A 24446-nucleotide genomic window follows, 5' to 3' on the forward strand; every position below is an offset into this window, starting at 1 on the left:
ACAATATGAATTATTTTGTCCTTTATACCGTTTATGTTCTAGTACTTTCTGTACTGATGGGACTTACGACTTGGAAATTTTTCAAAAAAATGGGATACAATCCAATTTTGGCCTTTGTACCTTTTTACAATTATTTCATCATTCAAAAAGAAACCAATCATCCCAAATGGTGGGTGATTATGGCGTATCTACCCATCGTTGGCCCCATTATGATGTCGGTTTTCCATTTGTATTTGATGGATAAGTTTGGGAAAAATTCTTTGGTGGACAAGTTGTTGACGGTTCTACTTCCTTTTTTCTACATGGGATACATTCAATATACCAAAGAAATTGATGTGAAAAAAGAAGAAGAGGAGTTTCTGTTGCCGGGTGAAGAAAAAGAAAAGAAAAAAGAATCGTTCTTGGGTTCGGTTACTTTTGCCGTAGTTTTTGCAACCATCATCCATACCTTTGTTACACAGCCTTTTGGTATCCCAACAGGATCCATGGAAAGAACACTTTTGGTAGGAGATTTCTTGTTTGTAAATAAATGGAGCTACGGATATCGTTTGCCAATGAGACCAGTAGCAATTCCTTTTTTACAAGGAACCATAATGGATAAAGGTCAGGTAGGAAATCCTAAAGACGATCCAAAATCTTATTCTGAGGCCATCAAATTGCCGTACTCCAGAATTGCACAATTCGGTTTGCCAGAAAGAAACGATATAGTGGTGTTCAATTATCCACAAGACTCTGTACACACGGCTATAGACAGAAAAGATCCTTATGTAAAACGATGTGTGGCCATTGCCGGTGACGAAATTCAAATTAAAAATGGAAGATTATTTGTCAACGGTAAACCAGAGCAACGATTGGGCGACCAAGAAGTTCAACACGCCTATTATGTTGAGGCTTCGGAACAACTAGATGTTGCCGGTCTGTACAACAAATACGGTTTCCTTCCTTTGGTAGAAAACCAAACCGACAAAGGGTTCTTGTACCGTTTTCAAGGTTTGACGGATAATATCGCCAAAGACATAAAGGTTTTACCAGGTGTTGTTGGGATGAAGGAGGAAATTATGCCAGTAGATTCGGCAGCCGTTTCGTATAAAATAAATGCGGAAAGATCGGCTTACACCAAAAATATCGATACAACTCAGTCCATTTTCCCGATCAATAAAAAATGGAACCAAGACCAATACGGCCCGTTAAAAATTCCTAAGAAAGGAGATGTGGTACAGATCAATAACGAAACTTTACCGGAATATCGTTGGATCATTTCCGAATACGAACACAATAAGTTGGAAACCAAAAACGGAAAAATATTCATCAACGGAAAAGAAGCTTCAACCTACACCATCAAACAGAATTATTACATGATGATTGGGGACAACAGAGACGCTTCCCTGGATGCTAGGTTTTTTGGATTTGTACCGGAAGAAAACATTATCGGGAAACCCATGTTTACATGGATGAGCCTTCAAGGAGCTTTCAAAGATCCCAATTCTACCTACCAAGCGCCGTTCAAAATTCGTTGGGATAGAATGTTCAAAGCAACCAATACCGGAGAAACCAATAAAACTTCCTACTGGTGGATCGCTGCCATTATTTTAATTGTTTTCTTTGGATGGGATTTCTTCATGAAACTTTTAAAGAAAAAATAATACAAAACACAGGACTCGGCTCCTGTGTTTTTATTTTATATTTGTAGCAATTTTACAAAAATCATCATGCAAGATTCTTCAGTATCAAATATTTCGTTACTTCCCATTTTTTATCTTCCTCCCATTTCTTGGTTTTCAGTTTTTTTGAAAAAGGAAACAGAAATTATGTTGGAAAAGAAGGAAAATTTCCCCAAACAAACTTATAGAAATCGTGCGGAAATCTACGGAGCCAACGGAAAATTAACCCTGAGTATTCCCATAAAAAATCAAGGCAAAACCCCAATGGAAAAAGTAGAAATGTCTTTTGCTGAAGATTGGAAATCCCAACATTGGAAGTCCATACAATCGGCCTATCAAAATTCTCCCTACTTTGAATATTATCAAAATGATTTGAAGAAAATTTATGAAAATGAAATTTCTAATTTGGTCGAATTTAATATTCACGCACTCAAAATTGTTTTAAAATTGTTGAAGAAAAATCAATCTTTTACATTAAATTCAGAATATCAACACGAGTTTGATGGACAAGATTTCCGTACCCTTTTTTCATCCAAAAAAGAAAGTCCATGGGAGATGGATTCATATTATCAAGTCTTTTCGGACAAAGGTGGTTTTGTAAAAGATTTGTCAATTTTAGACTTACTCTGTAACAAAGGACCAGAAACGACTACTTATTTATTAGAATTATCAAAATTATTATGAAACAAATATTCATCGCCGCAGCGTTTTTCACTTTTGCGTTTTCATTTGCACAAACAGAAGGTACAGACACCAAAGTTGATAAAGATTTAATGACTTGGTACCACAAAGATTTAGCGGCATCCAAAGTATTCGGAATCAATACTCAAAATGCGTATAAATTTTTAGAATCCAAAGGGTTGAAACCCAAAACGGTTGTTGTCGCAGTTTTGGACAGTGGAGTAGAGGTGGATCACCCTGGCTTGAAAAAGAACATCTGGACAAACCCGAACGAAGTACCAAATAACGGAAAAGACGATGATAACAACGGTTATATCGACGATGTACACGGTTGGAATTTTATCGGTGGTAAAAACGGCGATGTCGATGTGGACAATATTGAAGTAACCAGAATCGTAAGAAAATACAAGCCACTTTTCGAAGGTGAAGATTCGGTGAGCAATAAGTCCAATCAAGGGAAACTTCCTAAAGAATTCGAAATGTACATGAAGGCCAAGGAAGAGTTTACCAAAAAAAGTATGGAAGCGCGTCAGAATTACGAAATTTATAAAAGAATAAAAGACGGTATTCCTGAGATCATCAAATTGTTAGACGGTAAAAATCTTACTGCTGAGGCGGTAGCATCCATCAAGCCAACCACCCAAGAACAAGCCATTGGCCAGCAATTGTTGTTGCAAATTTCAGGTGATGAAAATGTAAAAGGCAAGTCGCCAAAAGAAGTTCAAGAATATTTGACGGCTCAAATGAAGGAAGCTTTAGATTATTTTGAACCTCAAGCGACCAAGCAATACAATTTGGATTACGACTCCAGATCCATAGTTGGGGACAAGGAAAATGATTTGGGCGAAACCAAATACGGAAATAACCACTACGAAGGTCCTGATGCTTTGCACGGAACGCATGTGGCAGGTATTATTGCAGGGTATCCGCAAGGAAATGAAATTCAATACGGAGTAGCTTCTAAAGTTGCAAAAATTATGACGGTTAGGACAGTTCCTAACGGAGACGAAAGAGATAAAGATGTTGCAAACGCTATTCGATATGCTGTGGATAACGGTGCTAGAGTGATCAATATGAGCTTCGGAAAAGCGTTCTCTCCTGACAAAGAAAGGGTGTGGTCTGCATTGCAATATGCTGAAGATAAAGGCGTTTTGTTGGTTCATGCTGCAGGAAATGACAATGAAGATATTGAGGTAAATGAAAATTATCCAACCAATTTCTACAAAACTTCAGATGAAAAACCATTTGTTAACAACATGATTACCGTAGGTGCAAGTACCAACGATCCTGAAATGCTGAGAGCCGGTTTTTCTAACTACAACAAAAAAATGGTCGATGTATTTGCCCCTGGAGACAAAATTTATTCTACGGTTGTTGATGGTAAATACAAATACGAACAAGGAACATCAATGGCGTCGCCTGTTGTCGCAGGTGCTGCAGCAGTTTTGTTGGCATATATGCCGAACCTAACTCCTGAAGAAATTATTGATAGCTTGGTGAAAACCTCCAATAAATCTACGGTGAATGCGATGCTTCCTACCAATGAGAGTAATAAATTTGATATGATTTCTCGTGCGGGTGGTGTGATCGATTTGAAAAAAGCTGCTGAATATGCGTATGCCAATTATTTCAATAAAAACAATACACATACATTGTCGCCTAAGCCAATCAAGAAAGAATTGAAAAGAAAGGCTAAAAAGTAAAATTGTAATTGTCAATATTTTATAAGAAATCCGAAATATTTTTTCGGATTTTTTTTTATGTTAAATGAATTTTGGCATAATTTTAACTAACTTTGGTTTGAAGAAAAAAAACATTTCGCTCTCAAGATCTCAAAAGAGAATTTCAGAATTAAAAATATTATAAAAAACCAACATATGAAAAAGCTATTTTTTTTAGGATTGATGGGTGTAGCTTTGGTGACTACCTCTTGTGAAGCAACCAAAAAAGCAGAAAATGCACAAAATCAGAGAAAAGAATTTTTACAAATGAAAGGCAATTGGGTAATTACAAGTGTTGATCATTCCAAAAAATTTAAAATTCAACCTTTTGACGAAAACGCCGATGCACAATGCTGGGTGGGCAGTCAATGGAAATTTATCCCCAATAATTATTCGGGAAGTTATACCCTAAACGGCGGTGGCGATTGCCCTTCTGTAAGCCAAAATATCAAATTTGAAGTGGTTGGTGGCAACGAGTTTAAGTTTAAAAAACTAATTGCCGGTAGCAAAGCAAAAGCAGTGACTCAAGGGTATTCAACAGCAATATTGAACCAAACCGACAGTCAGTTCGACCTTCAACAAAACATCTCTTTTGACGGTGAAGTGGTAACGGTGGTTTATCATTTTCAAAAACAAAATTAAAAGTAAATATTAAAAATTATAAAAGATGAAATTAGTAAAGAATACAAAAATAGCAGCCATTTTCCTAACCGGATCTTTGTTGTTGACAAGTTGCGAAGCTGTACAAAATTCGAATAAAGAACAAAGAGGAACAGCAATTGGTGCAGCTGCAGGAGCTGTACTGGGTGGTGTACTTGGAAACAACATCGGTAAAGGAGGAAATGGTGCATTGGGTGCCGTATTGGGAGGTATTGTTGGTGGTGTAGCGGGCAATCGTATCGGTCATAAAATGGACAAACAAGCCAAAGAAATCAAAGAAACTTTGCCGGGTGCTAAAGTGGAGAGGGTGAACGAAGGAATTAAAGTAACTTTACCGGAAAACATGGTAAACTTCGATTTCGACTCTTCCAATTTAACAGCAACAGCAAAAGGAAATTTGGACAAATTGGCTCAGATACTTGAGAACAACCCGGATACCAACATCAACATCTATGGACATACGGATAATGTCGGAAAAGACGATTACAACCAAAAATTATCCGAAAGAAGAGCGAATTCTGTTAAAGCGTATTTGACTTCTAAAGGCATTGGAGCTTCTCGTTTGAACGCCATGGGTATGGGTGAGGCCAGTCCTGTAGCAACCAACGATACGGCAGCCGGAAGAGCTCAAAACAGAAGAGTAGAATTTGCCATTACGGCTAATGAGAAAATGATTAATGAAGCCAACCAAGGGAATTAATCAAAATTCTTAATAAATTGAATTTTAAAACCGCTTTTGCGGTTTTTTTCTTTTTATTATGGGTTCTAATTGCTATTTTTGTGAACAGAAAACAAACATAAATGACAAAATATCTGAAACTACTCCGAGTAGAACAATGGGTGAAAAATCTATTTGTTTTTACCCCTTTGTTTTTTTCCGGCAACATCCTTCATTCAGATCTATTATTAGGAAGTGCATTCGCATTCATCATTTTTTCAATTACGGCCAGTTCCATCTATATTCTCAACGATTATATGGACATCGAAGCCGATAGCAAACATCCTGAAAAATGTAAAAGACCTTTAGCAAGCGGTGCCATTTCCAAAAATTCAGCAAAAATTTTATTTTTAACTTTAATAGCGATTGCATCAGCTTTATTGGTGTACGGGCAACCGCTGTTGGGGTATCATCCACTGAAGTTTCCGGCAATTATTGCTTTTTATTTTTTAATGAATATTGCCTATACCTTCAAGTTGAAACATGTCGCCATTGTCGATGTTTGCATCATTGCTATTGGTTTTGTACTTAGAGTTTTGGCAGGTGGTTATGCTACGGGAATTCCAATTTCGCAATGGGCGGTATTGCTCACATTTGTATTGGCATTGGTTTTGGCCATCGGAAAGCGAAGAGGAGAACTGGTAAATGCACAGGTTTCTGGTAGAACAAGAAAGGCATTGGATGGATACAATGTTTTGTTTGCAGACATTACCCTATCCATTTCGGCAACATTGGCCATCATTTCCTATCTTATGTTTACAGTAACCCCAGAAATTCAGGAGAAATTTGGACAAAAAGTTTTTTATACCGTAATATTTGTTGTTTTTGCGTTTTTAAGATATTTGCAACAAACCTTGGTGTACAACAGAACCGAATCGCCAACAAAAATTGTCTATAAAGACCGATACATACAAGCAACCATCGTTATTTGGGTGTTTTCGTTTTTGTTTTTAATATATTACAAATAAATGAGTATGAAGACAAATGTTACTCAGAAAGTAAGCAATTGGGGGAATTTCCCGGTGGTTGATAAAGTGATAAAATCAGAAGATTCACTTTCAAATATTAAAGAATTTGTAAAGAATAACAACGATATCATTGCCAGAGGAAACGGTCGTTGCTATGGAGACGCTTCTTTGGCTGAAAATATTTTTTCTACCAAAAGACTCAATAAATTCATCGGTTTCAATAGAATTGATGGCATTATTGAGTGCGAATCCGGTGTGCTCTTGTCCGATATTTTAGAAGTTTCTGTACCGCAAGGTTTTTTTCTGACCGTAACGCCGGGAACAAAGTTTGTGTCTGTTGGAGGCGCCATCGCTTCGGATGTTCACGGTAAAAATCATCATGCCGAAGGTTGTTTTTCCGAGTCGGTTTTGGCATTTAAAATTCTGAATGAAAATTCCGAAGTACTGCACTGTTCCAGATCCGAAAATACAGATCTGTTTTGGGCAACCATCGGTGGAATGGGGCTTACAGGAATTATTTTGTCGGCAACCGTTCAGCTAAAGAAAATAGAAACGGCGTACATTCGTCAAGAAAGCATAAAAGCAGAAAATCTCGATGAAATTTTTCAACTTTTTGATGAAAGTGAAAACTGGACTTATACCGTAGCTTGGATCGATTGTTTGCAAAAAGGGAAAAACATAGGTCGCAGTATTTTGATGCGTGGCGAACATGCTCTTCTCAATGAGTTGCCGCAAAATTTAGCAAAAACACCTTTGAAATTAAAAAAGAAATTCATGCCCACCGTTCCTTTTTATTTTCCGAGTTTTGTACTGAATGCGTTTACGGTTAAGGCTTTTAATTTTCTGTATTTTAATAAACAAAGAAATAAAGAAGTAAAGAATTTTATCGATTACGAAACCTTTTTCTACCCGTTGGATGCCGTGCACGATTGGAACAAAATCTATGGCAAACAAGGCTTTATACAATACCAAATGGTAATCCCGAAATCGCAAGGAAAGGCTGGGATGAAAGCCATTTTGGAGACCATAGCCAACAGCGGAAATGGATCTTTTTTGGCCGTACTGAAACTGTTTGGAAAAGACAATCCACATGCCTATAACTCGTTTCCTATGGAGGGTTATACCTTGGCTTTGGATTTTAAAGTGAATAAAAAATTACCGGAATTGGTAAACAAGTTGGATGCTATTGTAGAACAATTTGGTGGTAGAATTTATCTAACCAAAGACTCGATGAGCAAACCGACATTGACCAATTATCTAAAAAATATTCACAATCCAAAATTTGCATCCATGCAATACAAAAGAATTAAAAACGGCTAAAATTTAACATAAACAGAGATAATAAAATGATTGTATTAGGAAGTAATTCTGAAATAGCACAAGCTTTTGTAGAAAGGGTTTTGGATGGTGGCGAACGATTTAAGACCTTGTATTTGTTTACTTCCACACCAGAAGTTACTGAAAGATTTGCCAAACACCTTGAGGTGAGATTTATGCAACACAGCGAGGTGGTTTTCATGGATCTAACCCAAAATATTGATTTTTCCAAATGGGACTATATCCAGTCGTCGTTGTTGTTTTGTGCTACAGGATATTTGGGAGTAGGGACAGATGAAGGGCTGTACAACCGTAAAAATACCGAGAAAATTGTCGATGTCAATTATGCTAAATTAATACCGGTGCTCAACTATTTTGCCGAAAAAATGGAGAGAACCCGTCAAGGAAATATGATCGTTTTGTCGTCTGTTGCTGGCGAAAGAGGCCGACAAAGTAATTTTATTTATGGCAGTGCAAAAGCAGGACTTACGGCCTATCTTAGTGGACTTAGAAATTATTTGCACTCCAAAAAAGTTCATGTTATGACTGTGAAGCCGGGTTTTATGGATACCAAAATGACCGAAGGTTTGCCACTGAATCCAGCACTTACGGCCAGTCCAAAACAAGCTGCGGATGGCATATTTAGAGCCTATAAACTGAAGAAAAATACGGTCTATGTTTTGCCAATTTGGCGATTGATCATGTGTGTGATCAGAAATATTCCGGAATTTATTTTCAAAAAAATGAAGCTTTAGGTTGATATTTTATTTGTATCTTGGTAAAAACTAAACATGAAAAAACTCTATCTTTTTGATTTTGATGGGACATTGACCTACAAAGACACCATGTTTTTGTATCTGAAATATTACAACCCTTTTCTCTACAGAATTGCCTTTTTAAAGCACATTCCGTTGTTTATTTTGTTAAAACTAAAACTTGCCGATGCCGAAAAAGTGAAAAAAAGTTTTGTGGCTTCCATCTTAAAAGGTCAAGAAAAATCCAAGATTGACGAAAAAGCTAAACGATTTTTTGAGAAGAATTTCCCTGAAATTTTCAGAGAAAATGCTTTGGATTTTATAAACAATATCGATCGTCGTCATGTAGATTCGTATATCGTTTCGGCATCTTTAGATATTTGGGTTAGGCCTTTTGCCGAACAGCTTAATTTGCAACTTATTGCCACTGAAGCCGAGTTTGTTGATGGCTTTTTTACAGGAAATTTCATCACTCCAAATTGTAACGGTATCGAAAAAGTGAACCGCGTAAAGCATGCTATTTTGGATAAAAAATACGATAAAATAATTGCATTCGGAGATACCTCGGGAGATCGTGAAATGCTAAATTTTGCCAAAGAGTCATATTTTAAGTTTTTTCATTAAATTTGCAACGCTTTTTACGAAGCGTTTTTTTATTAATATTGGTTTAATTGTTTTCTTTTTTATATGAATAAAATTTATTTGGACAATGCCGCAACAACGCCATTAGATCCAGCTGTGATTGATGAAATGGTCAATGTGTTGCAGTTTAATTTTGGTAATCCTTCTTCCACACACAGTTTTGGTCAAGATGCAAAAGTAATTTTGGAAAAAGTGCGAAGAGAAATAGCCGATTATTTGCGCGTAACCCCTGCGGAAATTATATTCACCTCTTGCGGTACAGAGTCCAATAACATGATCCTAAAATCCAGTGTTGAACATTTAGGAGTAGAGAGGATCATCACTTCGCCTTTGGAACACAAATGTGTTGCCGAATCGGTGTTGGATCTTAAAAAAAGAAAAGGGATAGAAGTGGTGTATCTAAGACCAAATAACCACGGAGACTTGTCCCTTGAAGATCTTGAAAAACATTTGAAAAATTCTGAAAAGAAAACTTTGGTAAGCCTAATGCATTCCAATAACGAAATTGGAAACCTTTTGGAAATTGAAAAAGTGGCTCAATTGTGTAAAGAGAACAATGCATTGTTCCACTCCGATACGGTACAAACCATTGCACATTACGATTTGGATTTTTCGAAAATCCCGGTAGATTTCGCTTCGTGCAGCGCTCATAAATTCCACGGACCCAAAGGTGTTGGTTTTGCATTTGTCAGAAAATCTTCAGGTCTGAAGGGGATTATTACAGGTGGACCGCAAGAAAGAAGCCTAAGAGCCGGAACCGAGAATGTTTGCGGTATCGCCGGAATGGGGAAAGCTTTGGAAATTTGCATGAGCAATTTGACCGAGTTCTCACAGAAAATCAAAGACTTGAAAGCGTACACCATCGAGCAATTCAAAAAAGAATTTCCAGGTGTTAAATTCAACGGAAGAAGCGAAGAAGAAAACAGCCTTTATACCGTACTTAGCGTGTTGTTGCCTTATCACAATCCACTGATTGGTTTGCAATTGGATATGAAAGGGATTGCGTTGTCTCAAGGAAGTGCTTGTTCTTCAGGAGCTGCAAAACCATCCATGGTCATGATGACTGTATTAAACGAAGATGAAATGGAAAATTGTACACCGTTGAGGGTTTCGTTCAGTCATTTCACAGAGAAAAATGAAATTGATGCATTGATTACAGCTCTGAAAGAGATACAAAATGCAGTGAATTAATACTATAGAAATTAAGAATAGTCCAAATAGATAAACGGTGTAACAAGTGATGAGGTTTTTCATTACATTTGTTCTCATTTTAAAATAAATTAATTAAAAAATATAAAAATGGCATTAGAAATTACAGACGCTACTTTTCAAGAAGTCGTATTAAATTCGGATAAACCAGTATTGGTAGATTTTTGGGCAGTATGGTGTGGACCATGCAGAATGTTGGGGCCTATTGTTGAGGAAATAGCTACCGATTTTGATGGTAAAGCTGTTGTTGGAAAGTTAGATGTAGACAACAACCAACAAGTTTCTATTGACTACGGAATCCGTAACATCCCAACGATTTTGATCTTTAAAAATGGGGAGGTAGTTGATAAAATTGTAGGTGTATCTCCAAAAGAAGTGATAGCAGAAAAATTATCTGCACATTTGTAGAAAATAATTGCTTTGAAAATGAGTGCTTTCCTATTTGGGAAGCATTTTTTTTTGAAAAACATTTGTAGGTAACGAAATTTAATGTATTTTTGCACCACTAAAAGAAAAGGAGTTCACATAAAGCGATTGGCCTGTAAGCCTAAAGGTTTTATAAAAATATTGATCCGGTAGTTCAGTTGGTTAGAATGCCGCCCTGTCACGGCGGAGGTCGCGGGTTCGAGTCCCGTCCGGATCGCAAAAAGTTTATCAGTTACTTTTCAAAAAAAACTGATCCGGTAGTTCAGTTGGTTAGAATGCCGCCCTGTCACGGCGGAGGTCGCGGGTTCGAGTCCCGTCCGGATCGCAACTACAATATCAAAGTAGTGCAAAAAGCTTTAAAACATATGTTTTAAAGCTTTTTTCGTTTTATGTCTATTCAAAGAAAGTTAAAAAAGCACAATTTGAAAGTGACCTATTCAGTGACCTGTTAAAATAGGTTTAAAAAGGTCACTGAAAATTCAACAAACCCTGTTCAGTAGCTAGTTCAGGAACTGAATATCTTGTGATAAGTTTTTGCTAAGATTAATTTTAAATCTCAAACCCTTTACGAAATGAACAAGACATTCAATTTACTTTTCTATGTAAAAAAAGCTAAAATCAATTCTTTAGGAGAGTCTCCTATTTACTTACGAATTACAATTGATGGCAAGATATTCGAGATAAGCACAAAACGTACAGTAAAGGCTTCAAAATGGAATTCTGCAATGCAGAAGGTTAGTGGCTCTTCTGAAGAATTTAGATCACTTAATTTTTATTTGAAAACTTTTGAGCAGAAAGTTTATGATGCCTATCACGAATTAATCAGAGATAAGGAAACAGTAACTTGTGAGACTCTTAAAAATAAGTTAGTTGGTAAAGGTAAATTGACCAGAATGCTCATTCCTATTTTTCAGGATCATAATGATCGAATGGAGAAACTGATTGAAAAAGAATTTGCACAAGGAACATTGACACGTTATAAAACATGTCTCAAACATACAAAAGATTTCTTGAAATGGAAATATAGTATTACCGACATTGAAATTAAAAAGATTGATTATGCTTTTCTAAATGATTTTGAATTTTTTTTAAGAACCGAGAGATCCTGCAACAATAATTCTGCTGTTAAGTATATTAAGAATTTTGGTAAGATTGTTCGTATTTGTCTTGCGAATGGATGGATAGAGCGAGACCCTTTTATGAACTATCATTCTAAGTTTAATGAAGTGACGAGAATGTTTCTTAATGAACAGGAAATTGAAGTGCTTTTTACCAAAGATTTTACAAATGAGAGATTGTCTTTGGTTAGAGATATTTTTCTGTTCAGCTGTTTCACCGGACTGGCGTACATTGATACCCAAAAACTAACATATCAAAATATCAATTTAGGTCTTGATGGCTCTCAATGGATTTATACCAAACGTCAGAAAACTAAAACTACTTCTAATATTCCCATACTTTCTCAAACAGAGAAAATTATTAAAAAATACAAAAATCATCCGGCTTGCCTTAATAGTGGAAAACTTCTGCCTATTCTTAGTAATCAAAAGATGAATGCCTATTTGAAAGAAATTGCAGATCTGTGCGGTATCAATAAGGAATTAACTTACCATATTGCACGCCACACTTTTGCAACAACCGTTACTTTATCTAACGGGGTCTCTATTGAAAGTGTAAGTAAAATGCTAGGTCATAAAAGTATTAAAACTACGCAGCATTATGCGAAGATATTAGATAGCAAAGTTAGTGAGGACATGATGTTACTTAAACAAAAATATCTTGACAAAAGAATGTAAAAAGATTTCTGAGATAATTAAATTATCAGACAAAGATAGTTGTATAGAGGATCTATATTCGAAGTTGATATGCCTTGTAAAGTAATGATACAGTTTTTTTTAAAAGATATTGAAATTTGTCTGTTAAGATTTCAAAAATGTCTTGAAGAAGACAAAACTTAAGTTCGACATCCTAAAAAAGCTGCTAGTCATCTTTTGTTAATAATCTTCATATATTTTTTATTTATATATCTTTCGATTTCCAAGAGAGATCGTAAGATTTGAATTTAGCAAAAAACATCCTAATATTTTTCCTGTAGGGAGTTGTGTGAGGTTAGCGGAGTATTTTTTATTGAAAAAGAAATCCAGCTTAATGATCAGAAAGAAAAACATTTTTTTCCAGAGATATCCTGTATTTATAAGTAAAGTTGTGAGAGATATAGCATCCTTCTTAGTGTCTAATAATTAGAAACAAAAGGAATGAGAGCTTCACATTCATTTATCACTGGATTTATGCGAGAAGATTGTCTTTAAAAGTTGTAAAGAAAAAATTTTAGAAAATTATTAATAATGTGTATGATTTTGTCTCAAAGATGGTAACAAGTTCAAAATATAATTTTATAAAAAATAGAAGTTATATCCTGATACCTTTTTTAAATATAATTTGTAAAAAGCTATTAAATCTTTTTGTATTTCAAATTTAATATCGTAATATTGCGATATTAAATAATTAAGTATGGGGCTTACAAAATCAGATATGTTTTCAGATGAACAAAATAAATTAGCTTCTTTGTTTAAAGTTTTTGGACATCCTGCAAGGGTAGCTATACTTCAATATATTATCAATCAAAAATCCTGCATTTGCAATGATTTGGTGGATAAATTAGGTTTGGCGCAAGCGACAATCTCGCAGCATTTAAAAGAGTTGAAATATATGGGTATTATACAGGGTACAATAGATGGAAAATCAGTTTGTTATTGTATAGAAGAAAAGAAATGGAAAGAGATACAAGAGTATTTCAATCAATTCTTTGAACAGGAAGTAAAAGTAAATCAATGCTGTTAAAGGCATTTTTTTACATTCCTTAATATCGTTATATTGCAATATTATGTATCGATTAAATTTGTATATCAAAAATAGAATTCCAAAGTATAGAAAAATATCATAATAAAATAGAAGATTTATGAAACTATCAGACATCAAAGAAATCTTACCAACATTAGATAATGTTGAATTTCAATTAGAGAACGGAATATTTGTACCAGAACACTTTCACGTTACAGAAGTGGGTGTAATTACAAAGAATTTCATCGATTGTGGTGGAACAATCAGAAATGAAAAAGTGGTCAACTTTCAATTATGGAATGCAGATGATTACGAGCATAGATTAAAGCCGACCAAACTATTAAACATCATCAAGTTATCTGAAGAAAAATTGGGAATGGAAGATGCTGAGATAGAAGTAGAATATCAAAGCGGAACAATTGGCAAGTACGATTTGGAGTTTAACGGGAAAACATTTGTACTAAAAAATAAAACGACTGCGTGTTTGGCTCAGGATGCTTGTGGCATTCCTTCAGAGAAACAAAAGAAAAATTTGACTGAATTATCTGTAAACAATTCAAACGCTTGTACGCCAGGAGGTGGTTGTTGTTAATATCTTAATAAGTAAAACAAAATTCAAAACATAAAAATCAATAAAAATGAAAATTGCATTATTCAGCGACATTCACGCCAATCTACCTGCCTTAGAAGCATTCTTTGAAGATGTAGAAAAAAGAAACCCCGACAGTATTTATTGCTTAGGCGATTTGGTAGGTTATAATATTTGGGCAAATGAAGTTGTAAACGAAATCCGTAAAAGGAAAATACCAACCATTGCAGGAAATTATGATTTTGGCATCGGGCGTATGAGCAACGATTGTGGATGTGCGTACAAAACAGACGGGGAAAAAGATAATGGGAAAATCTCTATTTCATTTACCAACTCTATTATGAAAGATGAAGAAAGAGCCTATTTGCGTACACTTCCTGTACATATCAAAGTAGAATTTCAATTGAATGAAGATAAGCTCAATTTATTATTAGTACACGGAAGTCCAAGAAAAATAAACGAATACTTATTTGAGGATAGGGAAGAAAAAAGTATGCTTAGGATAATGGAACAAGCTGATGCAGACGTTATGTGTTTTGGGCATACACACAAGCCATACCACCGTATTTTAAACTCCGGTATTGACGGACAAAATCATTTTAGACACGCCATAAATATAGGTTCAGTAGGTAAACCAAAAGACAGCGATGTAAGAGGTGGTTATGTAATGCTTACAATCAATGAAGATAGTTCAGTATTGGATAAAGACAGTATCAAAGTAGAATTTATACGCTTTGATTATGATATTGAAAAAGCAGCAAAAGCAATTGAAGAAAGCCCATTACCAAACGAATACGCAGAAAATTTAAGGAGAGGTTATTAATCTAAAAAATCAGAAAAATGGAATTTCCAAACGATTTAAAATATTCAAAAGAACATACGTGGATAAGCGTACAGGATAACATAGGTACAATAGGCATCACAGAATTTGCACAAAGTGAATTGGGCGAAATTGTGTATGCAGACTTATCGAATGTTGGATATAATTTTCAGCAGGATGAAGTATTCGGCTCTGTTGAAGCGGTTAAAACGGTCAGCGATTTATTTATGCCTGTATCGGGTAAAATCATTGAAACGAACGACATACTATTGAAAGTACCTACACTAATCAATGACAACCCTTATAAAGATGGTTGGTTGATAAAAATTGAAATCAAAGACCTTACAGAATTAGAAAACTTATTGACAGCAAACCAATATAAAGAACTTACAAATTAGCAACGCTATGCAACCAAAACTAAAATTTCTTGACCGTTACCTTACCTTATGGATATTCCTTGCAATGGCGGTAGGTATAGGATTGGGACATTTCTTTCCGGGTATCTCAAAAATTACAGATACCCTATCCGCAGGCACTACAAATATTCCGTTGGCAATAGGTTTAATACTGATGATGTACCCGCCATTGGCAAAAGTGGATTATTCATTATTGCCCCAAGCATTTAAGGATAAAAAAGTAATAGGGATATCATTATTGCTCAATTGGGTTATCGGTACAGTATTGATGTTCGGATTAGCGGTTTTGTTTTTACACAATGAACCCGATTATATGACAGGCTTGATACTGATAGGTTTGGCAAGATGTATCGCAATGGTAATCGTATGGAGCGACTTAGCTAAGGCAAGCAGGGAATATACAGCTATGTTAGTTGCATTAAACAGTATCTTTCAGATAATAAGTTACAATTTTTTAGTTTGGCTATTCATCAACGTGTTACCGAGTAAATTAGGATTGACAAATTTCAATGTAAGTGTATCAATGAAAGATGTTACAACAAGCGTATTGATATATTTAGGCATTCCATTCTTAGCAGGTTTTATAAGCCGTTATGCATTAGTAAAATCAAAAGGGATAGAATGGTATAACAGGAAATTTGTACCCAAAATATCGCCCATTACATTATATGCTTTACTGTTTACTATTGTTTTAATGTTCAGCTTGAAAGGCGATAAAATATTAGAGTTACCAATGGATGTAATAAAAGTAGCCATACCACTAATTATCTATTTTATACTAATGTTTTTCGTTAGTTTCTTTATCAATAAAGCCTTAAAAGTTCCTTACGACAAAAACGCATCCATCGCATTTACAGCCGCAGGAAACAATTTTGAATTGGCTATAGCAGTAGCAATATCTATTTTCGGTATCCATTCCCCACAAGCATTTGTGGGAGTTATTGGACCGTTGGTAGAAGTTCCCGTCTTGATACTATTGGTAAAGGTAAGTTTGTGGTTAAACGTGAGATATAGTAAAAAAAAAATGAGTTAAATTTGAATAGTACAAAAAATTAAAGAGATATGTCATTATCTGATAGAAAAAATCATTGGGAAAAAAATATACAATACCAAAGCTTTGGAAGAAGTAAGCTGGTATCAGCCTACACCCGAAACGTCATTAGCATTTATTAAAGAATTCAATGTATCAAAAACGGCCAAAATAATTGATATTGGCGGAGGAGATAGTTTTTTTGTTGATCACTTGCTTGACTTGGGTTATCAGGACATTACAGTTTTAGACATATCAGAGACAGCACTTAGTAAAGCTAAGCAACGACTTGGCGAAAAGTCAAACCGTGTAAAATGGATAGTTGAAGATGCCGGTACATTTAAACCCACAGAACAATATGATTTTTGGCACGACAGGGCTGCTTTTCATTTTTTGACAGAGGATAATGAAATTGAAAGCTACATCGATACGGTTAAACAGAACATTAAACCAACAGGAATTTTGGTAATCGGGAGCTTTTCAGAACAAGGTCCGATAAAATGTAGTGGTATTGAAATCAAACAGTATTCTGAAAGTTCATTGGAAAGTCGCTTTAAGGAACATTTAAATAAAATAGAATGCTTTACCGTAGACCACAGAACACCTTTTAATACCAATCAGAACTTTGTGTTTTGCAGTTTTAGAAGAAAAAGATGAGTTGGAATAAAAATATCGATAAAAAAATGAAATGGCAGATCTTATCAAAGTTTCACCATTCATTTTAGTTTGTTGATATAGTAGACAGACAGCTTCACAGTATCATTAGTCAAAAATAAAACAGATGAAAAATCTACATTTGATTGTCGTTTGTTAATAGTTGCGAAATTTAAAAAGTTTATTAATAATAAGTTTTTGTTTTTCAAGAATTTTTATTTTAAAAGTTTTTAGAATATTTAGTTAAACTTTGAAAAATATATTTATATTTGTAAAGTGAGATTAGTTAAGTTCTTTTTAATTATTTATTTCATGGTGCTTGCCGTAGTGCCTTGTAGTGATATCCATGCGCAGTCTCCAAATAATTCTAAAGATTCTTACAGTACTATTAGCAATTCTGAAGATTCTCATTCTAAAGACAAAGGAGATATTTGTTCTCCATTATGTACCTGTAACTGTTGTCAGATAACAGTAGCATCTTCTAAAATAGAGCCTTTAATGCCTTTATCACAAAAGGTAACCGAATATTTCTCAAAAAAAATTCATTCTCAAAAAAATGATTTTGCTCATTTGGTGTATGACCAGATTTGGCAACCCCCTAAAATTTAATTTTTATTGATTTAATGTAAGACGTGTGTCTTTCATCATTTTGTCGTGGAAACTTTGCAATATCATTGCATCGTGTTTCCGCTCATCTTTGTCGTTCATAATTCATCCTTTTTTTTTGATGAAATGAGCTCGACATTCAATAAAATTTAAATCCAATGTTAGATAATATCATACGATTTAGTATCAAGAATAAAATCATTATCGGATTGATGACTTTGATGCTAGTCATTTGGGGTACGTGGAGTGCCACCAAACTACCTATTGATGCAGTACCTGATATCACGAATAATCAAGTACAGATTATTACCGTCTGTCCAACACTTGCAGGACAAGAGGTTGAGCAATTAGTCACATTTCCTATCGAACAAAGTATTGCCAATGTTCCAAATATCGAAGAAACAAGAAGTATTTCCCGATTCGGGCTGTCAGTAATTACAGTTGTTTTCAAGGAAGATGTTGATGTTTATTTTGCCCGTCAGTTAATCAGCGAACAATTAAAAAGAGCTGCCGAAGAAATTCCGAAAGGTGTGGGAACACCTGAAATGGCTCCTGTAAGTACAGGTTTGGGCGAAGTATATCAATATATTCTTCACCCTAAAAAAGGCAGTGAGAAAAAATACAGCAGTAAGGAGTTAAGAACAATGCAGGACTGGATTGTCCGCAGACAGCTTAACGGAACTCCCGGAGTTGCAGAAATTAACAGCTTTGGAGGAGAGTTGAAACAGTATGAAGTTGCTGTAAATCCAAACCGTCTAAAAGCAATGGGAGTAAGTATTACAGATATATTTACTGCTCTAGAGAAAAACAATCAAAATACCGGAGGTGCTTATATTGATAAAAAGCCGAATGCTTATTTCATTCGTGGAATCGGAATTGTCACTTCAATTGAAGATGTTAAGAATATAGCTGTTAAAAATGAAACAGGAAGTGTTCCGATTTTCATTAAAGATGTAGCGAATGTTGGTTTAGGTCACGCAGTCCGTTACGGGGCTTTGACTTATAATGGAGAAGTAGATGCAGTGGGAGGTGTAATCATGATGCTGAAAGGAGCGAATAGTAATGAAGTCGTTCAAAGAGTTAAAGAAAAAATTCCTACCATTCAGAAATCGCTTCCGGCAGATGTTGTGATTGAGCCATTTTTGGACAGAACTGATCTGGTAGGAAGAGCAATCAGTACTGTAGAAAAAAACCTGATTGAAGGAGCATTGATCGTAATCTTTGTCTTGGTTATTTTCCTTGGAAATTTAAGAGCTGGTTTGATTGTAGCTTCAGCAATTCCCCTTTCATTGCTATTTGCTTTAGGAATGATGAATGTTTTTGGGGTAAGCGCCAACCTGATGAGTTTAGGAGCTATTGATTTTGGTTTGATTGTAGATGGTGCAGTGATTATTGTCGAAGCCACCCTTCATCATCTTGGAATGAGAAAAAGTATGAAGGTAATGACTCAAAATGAAATGGATGAAGAGGTTTTCCTTTCTGCGTCAAAGATTAGAAGCAGTGCTGCATTCGGAGAGATCATTATTTTAATCGTTTATATTCCGATTCTAACTTTAGTGGGTGTTGAAGGTAAAATGTTCACACCAATGGCTAAGACAGTAGGGTTTGCAATTCTAGGAGCTTTGATTTTGTCACTGACTTACATTCCTATGATGAGTGCCTTGATCTTATCAAAAAAACCTTCTCATAAAGAGACTTTCTCAGATAAGATGATGAACAGACTCCAAAAAATCTATCAGCCTCTTTTGGAAAAAGCTTTGAAAATTAAATATTGGCTTGTAGGAGTGACAGTTGCCATATTTGCCGTTGCAGTTCTGATTTTTGGTAGAATGGGAGGAGAATTTATTCCTCAATTACAGGAAGGAGATTTTGCTTTTCACTGTATTTTACCACAAGGAAGTTCTTTAAGTCAAAGTATAGAAACTTCAATGCAGGCTTCAAGAATTATCAAGCAATTCGATGAGGTAAAAATGGTTGTCGGAAAAACAGGAGCTGCAGAAGTTCCTACTGATCCGATGCCGCCGGAAGCCACGGATATGATTGTCGTACTAAAACCACAGGATGAATGGAAAACCAAGAAATCCTATGAACAATTAGCCGACGAAATTTCTGAAAAACTGGAAACCATTCCAGGAGTTTTCTTTGAAAAAAACCAGCCGATCCAAATGCGTTTTAATGAACTAATGACCGGTATCAGACAGGACGTTGCGGTGAAGATATTTGGTGAGAATTTAGATTCATTGGCAATTTATGCAGATAAAACAGCAAAAGTTATTCAATCGGTTCAGGGAGCAACTTCCCCACAAATAGAACGTGTTAGTGGACTACCGCAGATTAATGTAGAATACGACAGAACAAGAATGGCCAATTATGGACTGAATATTCAGGATGTCAACAGTGCTGTAAGTACTGCATTTGCAGGACAGGCAGCAGGGCAGGTTTTTGAAAATGAAAGAAGATTCGATCTTGTTGTCCGTTTAGACAGTTTGAACAGAACGAATATAGACGATGTAAATAACCTAATGATCTCTACCAATTCCGGAGTGCAGGTTCCTCTTTCACAGGTGGCAAATGTCAGTTATAAATTAGGTCCCGCACAGATCAGTCGTGAGGCAGGAAAAAGAAGAATTGTTATCGGTTTCAATGTGAAAGGCAGAGATGTTGAAAGCGTTGTGGAAGATATTCAGAAAAAGCTGGATCAACAGGTTAAGCTTCCGTCGGGATATTATTTCACCTATGGTGGTCAGTTTGAAAATCTAAAGGCTGCGAGCGCAAGGTTGATGATTGCTGTTCCTGTGTCGTTGCTACTGATCTTTATGCTTTTATATTTCACATTCCATTCCTTTAAACAGGCAGCATTGATTTTTACAGCTATTCCAATGAGTGCTATTGGTGGTGTCTTCGCTTTACTATTAAGAGATATGCCATTCAGTATCAGTGCAGGAATTGGATTTATTGCTTTGTTTGGAGTTGCGGTTTTGAACGGAATTGTTTTGATAGGCACTTTCAACCAATTGGAAAAAGAAGGCGAGACCGATATTCTAAAGCGCGTAATGGAAGGTACAAAAACGAGATTAAGACCTGTTTTGATGACGGCAACTGTAGCTTCTTTAGGATTTTTACCAATGGCAATTTCTACGGGAGCAGGAGCAGAAGTTCAGAAACCACTGGCAACAGTTGTTATCGGAGGTTTGGTTACGGCTACATTCCTTACTTTGTTTGTATTGCCTATGCTCTACATTATTTTTAATACTAAAATCAATTTTAAAAAAATAGGCAGTAAATCTGTTACAACAGTTGTTTTTTTAGGCTTTTTATTCTTCGGTCAGACTTTTAAAGCACAACAAGGTAATCCTTTGAGTCTTGAGGAAGCTACCAAGATGGCGCTAACCAACAATAATCTGATGAAGTCGAAAGATCTGGATATTAAGGCCACGGAAGCATTATTGCCTACCGCCAAAGAACTTCCTAAAATGAATGCAGATATGCAATTGGGACAGTATAACTCGAAAAAGTTTGATCAAATGTTCTCCATTTCCCAGACAATTCCATTCCCAAGTTTATTTAAGGCAAAAAGAGATCTTATTAATGAGCAGGTGAAAGGTAAACAGATCAGTAAGGAGGTTTCTGCAAACGAGCTGGCTAAACAGGTTAGAACATATTATTATCAGATAGAGTATCTGCAGTATAATCAAACAAAGTTGCAGAATTTGGATAGCTTATATACCGATTTTATTAGAATTGCAACAGTTAGATTTAAAGCAGGAGATGTCAAAAAAATTGAGATTAATACGGCTGAGACGCAGAAAGGAGAAATTAATCTGTTGCTCAAACAAAATTGGGTGTACTTACTTAATGCGTACAAAAACCTGAAAGCACTTTTAAATACCTCGGATGATTTTACCGTATTATATGATGAGAATTATCATCCTCTGAAAGCGGATTATGTTCTGGACAGTACTGTTGTTGCAAGACATCCTACGGTAAGGGCTTTTTATCAGGATATGGAGATTGCTGAGAAAAACAAAAAGGTTGAAAAGTCCCTAGGTTTACCAGATTTCACAATAGGTTATACGAATCAGTCACTGGTTGGTTTTCAGACTGTAAATGGGATGGATCAATATTTTAATAGTGGAAACAGATTTCATTCTGCAACAATTGGAGTTTCTATTCCATTAACTTTTGGTGCAACCAAGGCGAGAATTCGTTCACTGGATTATCAAAAACAAATGGCGGAGTCCAATGCGAAGTTTCAGCAAAAACAATTGGAAGCACAGCTTGAAAATGCTTTAAATCAGTATCAGCAAAATATAAAACAGTATGATTACTATGTCAATCTGGCTATTCCAAATGCTGAGAAGATTACAAAAGCAGGGCAGTTGGGATATAAAACAGGGGAAATATCATATGTGGAATATCTTTTTGCTTTGCAGACTTCGACCAATATTCAATTGAAATATCTACAATCCATTCAGCAGGTCAATGAATCTGTCATTATCATTAATTCAATAATCAATCAATAAAATGAAATGCCTGTAATGCTATTAATTAATCAGTATTACAGGTACTTCATCTGACAAATAAATTTATAAAGATGAAAATCAAATATAGTATTGTATCTCTAGCTTTAATTTCACTTTTTGCTGTTAGTTGCGGAAAGAAAGATACAGCGGAAGCAACAACCGAAAAACCCAAAACAGAACAAGCTGAAGAAGGTGCTCACGAAGAAGGACCGAAAACTATTGCTGAACTTACAGAAGAACAAATGAAATCGGTAGGTGTTGTATTAGGGCAAGTTGAAATGAAAGACCTTACTTCAACCATAAAAGCCAACGGATTGTTGAGGGTTCCTAATGATAAAAAAGCTACAGTGACCTCTTTATATGGAGGTGTTATTAAGACCATTAATTTTCAGATTGGTGATTATGTAAGAAAAGGGCAGGTGTTGGCAAGCATCAGTAATCCAGAATACATTCAGCTGCAGGAGCAATATTTAACCGTAAACAGTCGAATATCTTTTGCAGAGCAGGAATTCAGAAGGCAGAAAGAGCTATTTGACAATGATGCAGGAGCCAAAAAGAATCTACAGAGTTCTGATGCCGAACTGAAGAGTCTGAGAACACAAAGAGCATCTTTACAGAGACAACTTCAGCTGATGGGCATAAGCCCAGGAAGAGTCAACAATGGAAATCTCCGTTCAGGATTGGTTATTACTGCTCCTATCAGTGGTGTAATTAGTAATATCAATGCACAAATAGGAAGTTATGTAGATGTTTCGTCTCCAGTTTTGGAAATGATTGATAACAGTTCGATTCATTTGGATCTTCAAGTTTTCGAAAGAGACCTTCCTAAAATGAAAGTAGGTCAAAATGTACAGTTTAAGCTGACCAATAACCCTGAAATGCTTTATAATGCAAAAGTTTATAGTATTGGTTCTTCTTTTGAAAATGAAAGCAAGACCATTTCTGTTCATGCCAATGTTACAGGAAATAAAGTGGGGTTGATCGACGGAATGAATATCACAGGTGTAATTAATCTTGAGAGTGCGACAACGCCTGCAGTTCCCGATGAGGCAATTGTAGAGGCTGACGGTAAGTTCTATGTATTTGTACAGACAGACAAAAAAGCTGAGGAGCATGAAGCTCTAGAGAAGGCAGATGATGATCATGGACATGGACATGATGAAGGAGAAGCTGAACACGGTCACAAAAATGAACAGGAAGCTGGAAATCACGCGAAAGAACAGGGGAAGAAAATGAATTTTGAAAAAGTTGAAGTGGCGAAAGGTTCATCAGAAATGGGCTATACCGCTATTACTCCTGTTACTGAAATTCCAAAAGATGCAAAGATTGTCGTTAAAGGAGCTTTCTTCGTGAATGCTAAACTATCGAACGCTGGAGATCATGGGCATTAATTAACAAAAAGAGTGAAATTAACCGGAAGGTGTTTCACTCTTATTTTAAATATTAATCATTATGGCTTTAAGACAAGAACTAGAAACACAAGGTAGCTGGCTGTTCAGATACAGGAGTTTTTTACCGCTCATCATTCTTTTCATTGGTTTAGCAGTTTTTATTGAGACCAATTGGAACAGAAGTATCTCTGAATGTAATGTTTATTATGAATTGTTTTGCCTCCTTATAAGTATTTTCGGATTAAGCATAAGGATTTACACAGTTGGCTTTACTCCAAAAAATACATCAGGCAGAAACACAAAAGCGGGTCAGGTAGCTGATGAATTAAATACGACAGGAATTTACAGTATTGTCAGAAATCCACTGTATCTCGGAAATTTCTTTATGTGGCTTGGTTTAGCTCTGTTGACTGAAAGCATATGGTTTATAGTTTCATTCGTCCTTTTTTATTGGATCTATTATGAAAGAATCATATTTGCTGAGGAGCAATTTCTTGAAAGAAAATTTGGGGATTATTATATCAGGTGGACTGAAAGAGTACCTCCGTTTATACCTAATTTTTCATTGTTCAAAAGTAATCAGCTGAGGTTCAGTATCAGAAAAGTTTTGCTTAAAGAAAAAAACGGACTTTTTGCCATCTTTCTGATTTTTACTGTATTTGATATTTCGGCAGAAGTTATGAATAACCATCTTCATTTCAATAATGTTTTTATTATAGGTTGCATAGTGACTATGCTGTTATATGTTGTTTTGAAAATAATAAAAAGAAATAAAGGGTTCTCCCTAGAAATTAACAAGTAGAAAAAATATAAATATC

Annotated in this window: 21 protein-coding genes, 2 tRNA genes and 1 pseudogene; all 24 read left to right on the forward strand. The window is 35.5% G+C overall.

The genetic code is table 11. The features are described from left to right. Positions 1–5 precede the first annotated feature (5 nt). The 24 genes and pseudogenes from lepB to H9Q20_RS10655 all read left to right on the forward strand — a co-directional run bounded on the left by lepB (position 6) and on the right by H9Q20_RS10655 (position 24430). The gene (gene lepB / locus H9Q20_RS10540) at positions 6–1643 is read left to right on the forward strand and encodes a signal peptidase I (RefSeq protein WP_187477684.1); all 1638 of its coding nucleotides are present in this window, start codon (positions 6–8) and stop codon (positions 1641–1643) included. Positions 1644–1733: 90 nt separating this feature from the next. Next, positions 1734–2345, forward strand: a complete 612-nt coding sequence (locus tag H9Q20_RS10545) for a WbqC family protein (protein WP_124639989.1) — start codon at positions 1734–1736, stop codon at positions 2343–2345. Then, positions 2342–4045 carry a S8 family serine peptidase gene (locus H9Q20_RS10550; protein WP_187477685.1) on the forward strand — a complete coding sequence of 568 codons (1704 nt, stop codon included), beginning with the start codon at positions 2342–2344 and terminating at the stop codon, positions 4043–4045. The genes H9Q20_RS10545 and H9Q20_RS10550 overlap by 4 nt, the downstream gene beginning before the upstream one ends. A gap of 174 nt (positions 4046–4219) precedes the next feature. After that, a complete protein-coding gene (locus tag H9Q20_RS10555; protein ID WP_124639960.1) occupies positions 4220–4705 on the forward strand; it encodes a lipocalin family protein in 486 nt (161 codons plus the stop codon). 25 nt (positions 4706–4730) lie between these two features. After that, the gene (locus H9Q20_RS10560; RefSeq protein ID WP_124639962.1) at positions 4731–5423 is read left to right on the forward strand and encodes an OmpA family protein; all 693 of its coding nucleotides are present in this window, start codon (positions 4731–4733) and stop codon (positions 5421–5423) included. 101 nt (positions 5424–5524) lie between these two features. Continuing rightward, on the forward strand, positions 5525–6409 hold the full coding sequence (locus H9Q20_RS10565) for a decaprenyl-phosphate phosphoribosyltransferase (protein WP_124639964.1): 885 nt from the start codon (positions 5525–5527) through the stop codon (positions 6407–6409). A gap of 6 nt (positions 6410–6415) precedes the next feature. Further along, entirely contained in the window at positions 6416–7729 is a 1314-nt protein-coding gene (locus H9Q20_RS10570; RefSeq protein ID WP_187477686.1) for an FAD-dependent oxidoreductase, read from the forward strand. A gap of 26 nt (positions 7730–7755) precedes the next feature. After that, complete coding sequence (locus tag H9Q20_RS10575; protein WP_187477687.1) at positions 7756–8481, forward strand: SDR family NAD(P)-dependent oxidoreductase; 726 nt, start codon at positions 7756–7758, stop codon at positions 8479–8481. A gap of 36 nt (positions 8482–8517) precedes the next feature. After that, complete coding sequence (locus H9Q20_RS10580) at positions 8518–9105, forward strand: HAD family hydrolase (RefSeq protein ID WP_124639970.1); 588 nt, start codon at positions 8518–8520, stop codon at positions 9103–9105. Positions 9106–9168: 63 nt separating this feature from the next. Further along, a complete protein-coding gene (locus H9Q20_RS10585) occupies positions 9169–10314 on the forward strand; it encodes a cysteine desulfurase family protein (RefSeq protein ID WP_187477688.1) in 1146 nt (381 codons plus the stop codon). Between the two features lie 108 nt (positions 10315–10422). Continuing rightward, positions 10423–10740, forward strand: a complete 318-nt coding sequence (trxA, locus tag H9Q20_RS10590; protein WP_124639974.1) for a thioredoxin — start codon at positions 10423–10425, stop codon at positions 10738–10740. A 161-nt stretch (positions 10741–10901) separates the two neighbouring features. Beyond that, positions 10902–10975 (forward strand) — tRNA-Asp (locus H9Q20_RS10595). A 34-nt stretch (positions 10976–11009) separates the two neighbouring features. Continuing rightward, positions 11010–11083, forward strand: a tRNA-Asp gene (locus H9Q20_RS10600). Positions 11084–11330: 247 nt separating this feature from the next. Beyond that, positions 11331–12554, forward strand: coding sequence for a site-specific integrase (locus tag H9Q20_RS10605; RefSeq protein ID WP_072996611.1), 1224 nt, complete (start codon positions 11331–11333; stop codon positions 12552–12554). Between the two features lie 715 nt (positions 12555–13269). Beyond that, on the forward strand, positions 13270–13599 hold the full coding sequence (locus H9Q20_RS10610) for an ArsR/SmtB family transcription factor (protein WP_002981234.1): 330 nt from the start codon (positions 13270–13272) through the stop codon (positions 13597–13599). Positions 13600–13717: 118 nt separating this feature from the next. Further along, on the forward strand, positions 13718–14191 hold the full coding sequence (locus tag H9Q20_RS10615; protein WP_002981233.1) for a DUF6428 family protein: 474 nt from the start codon (positions 13718–13720) through the stop codon (positions 14189–14191). 46 nt (positions 14192–14237) lie between these two features. After that, a complete protein-coding gene (locus H9Q20_RS10620) occupies positions 14238–15011 on the forward strand; it encodes a metallophosphoesterase family protein (RefSeq protein WP_076553853.1) in 774 nt (257 codons plus the stop codon). A gap of 17 nt (positions 15012–15028) precedes the next feature. Further along, complete coding sequence (gcvH, locus tag H9Q20_RS10625) at positions 15029–15406, forward strand: glycine cleavage system protein GcvH (protein ID WP_076553852.1); 378 nt, start codon at positions 15029–15031, stop codon at positions 15404–15406. Between the two features lie 7 nt (positions 15407–15413). Further along, positions 15414–16457: an ACR3 family arsenite efflux transporter gene (arsB, locus tag H9Q20_RS10630; protein WP_187477689.1), complete on the forward strand. Its 1044-nt coding sequence runs from the start codon at positions 15414–15416 to the stop codon at positions 16455–16457. A 29-nt stretch (positions 16458–16486) separates the two neighbouring features. Continuing rightward, positions 16487–17111: pseudogene (locus H9Q20_RS10635) on the forward strand (class I SAM-dependent methyltransferase). A gap of 273 nt (positions 17112–17384) precedes the next feature. Next, positions 17385–17717, forward strand: a complete 333-nt coding sequence (locus H9Q20_RS10640; RefSeq protein WP_262385519.1) for a DUF6660 family protein — start codon at positions 17385–17387, stop codon at positions 17715–17717. Positions 17718–17872: 155 nt separating this feature from the next. Next, positions 17873–22237: a CusA/CzcA family heavy metal efflux RND transporter gene (locus tag H9Q20_RS10645; protein ID WP_187477690.1), complete on the forward strand. Its 4365-nt coding sequence runs from the start codon at positions 17873–17875 to the stop codon at positions 22235–22237. 71 nt (positions 22238–22308) lie between these two features. Then, complete coding sequence (locus H9Q20_RS10650; protein WP_187477691.1) at positions 22309–23628, forward strand: efflux RND transporter periplasmic adaptor subunit; 1320 nt, start codon at positions 22309–22311, stop codon at positions 23626–23628. Positions 23629–23689: 61 nt separating this feature from the next. Beyond that, on the forward strand, positions 23690–24430 hold the full coding sequence (locus tag H9Q20_RS10655) for a methyltransferase family protein (protein WP_187477692.1): 741 nt from the start codon (positions 23690–23692) through the stop codon (positions 24428–24430). Positions 24431–24446: the final 16 nt, after the last annotated feature.

The organism is Amniculibacterium sp. G2-70 (assembly GCF_014353055.1).
In the GTDB taxonomy this organism is placed as follows: domain Bacteria; phylum Bacteroidota; class Bacteroidia; order Flavobacteriales; family Weeksellaceae; genus Amniculibacterium; species Amniculibacterium aquaticum.